The organism is Pseudomonas rossensis, assembly GCF_039888995.1.
Lineage (GTDB): Bacteria > Pseudomonadota > Gammaproteobacteria > Pseudomonadales > Pseudomonadaceae > Aquipseudomonas > Aquipseudomonas rossensis.
The window spans coordinates 1-3,219 of record NZ_JBBWCB010000261.1 but is presented as its reverse complement, the minus strand read 5'-3'; the positions used below and the strand labels follow the sequence as shown (position 1 = coordinate 3,219).

Here is a 3,219-nt window from a genome sequence, read left to right as displayed (position 1 = left end):
TGCCGCATGCGCAGTCAGTAACCGACTATGAAGCATTGCTGCCGTGGAACTGCTCACCGGAAATGCCACGGTAAACGGGAAGCGCATCTGACGGTAGGTGTGCTTCATGGATCGCATACAGAGCTTCTGATATGCACTCATAATGTTGTCGTCAAGGCCGGCACCTGTGCCACCGCCAACGGCTTTATCCCACCAATTACCATTGGTGCCGACGCCGGGGTGATAGTAGGAAGTTTGCGCTGCGCCTTGGGCGTCGAAATCAGCTACGGCATTGTACAGCCGCACCACGTTGGTGGGGGCGGGGACCCCCTGATCGAGTTGGTCGGGGGTGTTCCAGGTGCCATCGCAGCAAATAACCAGATTAGGCATGGCAGATCCTTTTTCCCAGCATGCAGGAGCCGGTTAAAGAAGCCCGACGGCGAGTTTGGTTACATGCTTCGAGCAGTGCCAGGCGCGTCTGTCGGAAAGGGCGCGCTGACCACGGAAACCCAGCGGCAAACATGATTCAAGATCAGCCCCGTGAGGGCGTCAAGCCGCATCAGCTAAAAACAATAGGGCTCGCCCGCGGCATCTGGCCAGCAGCACTTTTCAGCGTGACTCTGGCATATACGAAGTATTCACGCATTTCCCACGTGTTTTTAGTTCATGCCCCCCTGCGTCGATAGAGTTGGCATATTTACGTATAACTTTGCTTCGAATATAGTATCAATCTCCTTGATTACTTTATAGCATTTTAAGGCAGCCCAAAAGTGCACGCCTGACACAAATATTGATAAGGCCAAGAATACTGTTATCACTAAATCTGAGCCAGCATAGCTGTCCAGACCAATATAGTTTCCGGCACCTTCAATCTTACGCTGCAGTATCGGCCAATACCCAATCAGCGTTGCTGTAAAGATTGATAGAAATGGAAGCCACATCGATAATGCTCGAACCCTCTTGGCGAACGTATTGCCACCGGCTTCTGAATAAGTAAGGAACACTGTATTTAGCTGAGCTACTCTGATAACGTCTAGATCCCCATGAAGGCAGAGCGATAAGAGAGCGGCGTGAATGCCGCGAAGGTTCATCCATATTCCGAAAACGATGAACATCGACACCATAGCCATGACATTAACGAAGTCATTGGCAGGTACATTTATATTTAGTAAGGGGATGGACCGTGAAGGAAGCTTTTCATCATAGATAGTGTTTTCATTTGTTGTTAATTCGCGCTCCAATCTAGAGTATTTTCTGATAATTTCAATCATCGGCGTCGATAGTAATAAACTACGTATTTTGTTTGATATGTCTGAGCAGGCAGCGTCTTTATTAACGATGTCGTTCTTGAGCTTTTCTCGCTCATCGTAACTGTTGTCTGGATGCTTCATGAGCTCGTTAAATATTGTACCTTGGCATGCTCGATAAGGTGTGATTTGAAGAACGAAACGATTGTAATAAATATCTTGTAGTTGCTGGTTTTGGAGGCTGAAATTTGCAAGGTACATATGTAGTGTTATCAGGACGGATATAAGTAAAGCTGTATTGACAAGCCAGCGCATGCGTGTAGTGGCAGCTTTGAAAACGGTCAGCTCTTCCGAAACTATATCCACAGCCATGATGCATGCTCCATTTTTCGTTATGGATGAATTAGATATTTTTTCCTAGCGCGGAAAGCTTCGCCCTCATTTAGTACGACGTAGGAGGAAGACCTTTCAGCGTGAGAGCATGGCTGTTCCTATAGAGTTAGTAGTAATTTAAAGGTCTGTCAAGAAAGGGGTCGTATTGAGGTGTCGTAGGCTGATAGCTATTCTCAAATTTCACAATGAATTTTAATTCGAGAGTGATCTGTATCCTGCTTGCTACCGCACGTATTGAAAGTTTTTTAGGTCTGGAGGGGAGTTACTAACCATCGACCATCAATGCCTCTAGTTTGTCTGACTCTGCACATTGTTTCAGGTGCTTTCGACCGGTAAGTAGATGTCTCCATATGTTCACTTTGGAAAGTGGCGCTCGGAACCCCTAGGAGCTAAATCCAAACGGCCGCTTTTGGCCCAGGCTGTGTAAAAACGCACGTACCATTTTGAAGTCCTCGCTTCTGCGTTAAATCTGCCAGCGTTCGGCTAGTCAGCAGACCTGGAGGTTACGTAGAAGCGAGATATTTGCTCTGTTTTTGAACGCTGCACCTGCTCGAAAGCGTTTTTACACAGCCTCGGCCGATTCCAGCCTGTCACGACAGACAAAAATCGACTCAATGCTGGAACTACCTTACGCTCGTACAATGAACTGCTGGACGGTGCAGCACTGACAAACGTACCTTCCTCCAAGGTCTTATCTGAGATCGCTTCTACCTATTCGACCGTTAGGTTGCTAAAAAATGGATTGGCTAACATTCACCACAAAAATCGCTGAAGCCTTGGCATGGCCAATTTCTTCAATCGTCATCCTAGTTCTCTTGAGGACGCAGATAGCGGGACTTTTACCTCTGTTGAAACGGGTGAAAGCTGGCCCCCTAGAAGCGGAGTTCGAGCGCGAACTGAAGGTGCTTCGGGATTCAACAGAGCAGCAATTGAACCCCGTAAAGGGTTCGGACACTCTGTATCCCATGGAAGAAAAGTTATACAGACTCGCTGAGGTTAACCCAAGATCCGCAATCCTTGAGGGCTGGCAGCACGTTGAAGTTGCCGCTCGCAAACGAGTTCTTGAACTGGGTCTTCATGAGGCAGGCCCAGAGCGTCGACCAATCTTAGATGCGTATCGCTCATTGGCACAGGCTCAGGTCCTTAATGCGGAAGGATTGGCACTGTTTAACGAGCTGCGTTCTTTAAGAAATCAAGCAGCACATATGGACGACTTCAACCCGTCCAAGTCCGCAGCCTTGAACTATATTGGCCTAGCCAAAACACTAATTTCGCAGCTATCAACTTCAGTGAAGTTCGCTTAACAAGCTGAGGACTAAATAGGGCACATTTTCACGTTTTCTGAATGACTGCTTTTGGCTGGTGACTGTCGCGTAGGGCAGCAAACGACCCAAGCTGTGTAAAAACGTTTTAGCGCAGGGTTGAGGTACATAACCAGAATGAAAATCGCGTTCCTACGCAAATTTCAGGTCTGCTGATTAATCGTAACTGATCCATAAACCCCACCTATCCAAACAGGCGGCGTCTGAGGTGGGGAGGAATCAAATCATGCTGGCGCGGAGGCCATTCGCGGCGTAGCTACTTCATTTTTTGTGGCTTG

Annotated in this window: 2 protein-coding genes and 1 pseudogene; 1 reads left to right on the top strand and 2 read right to left on the bottom strand. The window is 47.7% G+C overall.

Annotation, left to right across the window (positions count from 1 at the left end):
* Positions 1 to 126: 126 nt before the first annotated feature.
* Both WLY71_RS31555 and WLY71_RS30165 read right to left on the bottom strand, forming a co-directional pair.
* Positions 127 to 369 (bottom strand): annotated as a pseudogene (locus WLY71_RS31555) (phospholipase effector Tle1 domain-containing protein); the annotation flags it as partial.
* A 269-nt stretch (positions 370 to 638) separates the two neighbouring features.
* A complete protein-coding gene (locus WLY71_RS30165; RefSeq protein ID WP_347806491.1) occupies positions 639 to 1,598 on the bottom strand; it encodes a hypothetical protein in 960 nt (319 codons plus the stop codon).
* Between the two features lie 758 nt (positions 1,599 to 2,356).
* On the opposite strand from WLY71_RS30165, the gene WLY71_RS30160 reads away from it, so the two are divergent.
* Entirely contained in the window at positions 2,357 to 2,923 is a 567-nt protein-coding gene (locus WLY71_RS30160) for a hypothetical protein (protein ID WP_347806490.1), read from the top strand.
* The last annotated feature ends 296 nt before the right edge of the window (positions 2,924 to 3,219 follow it).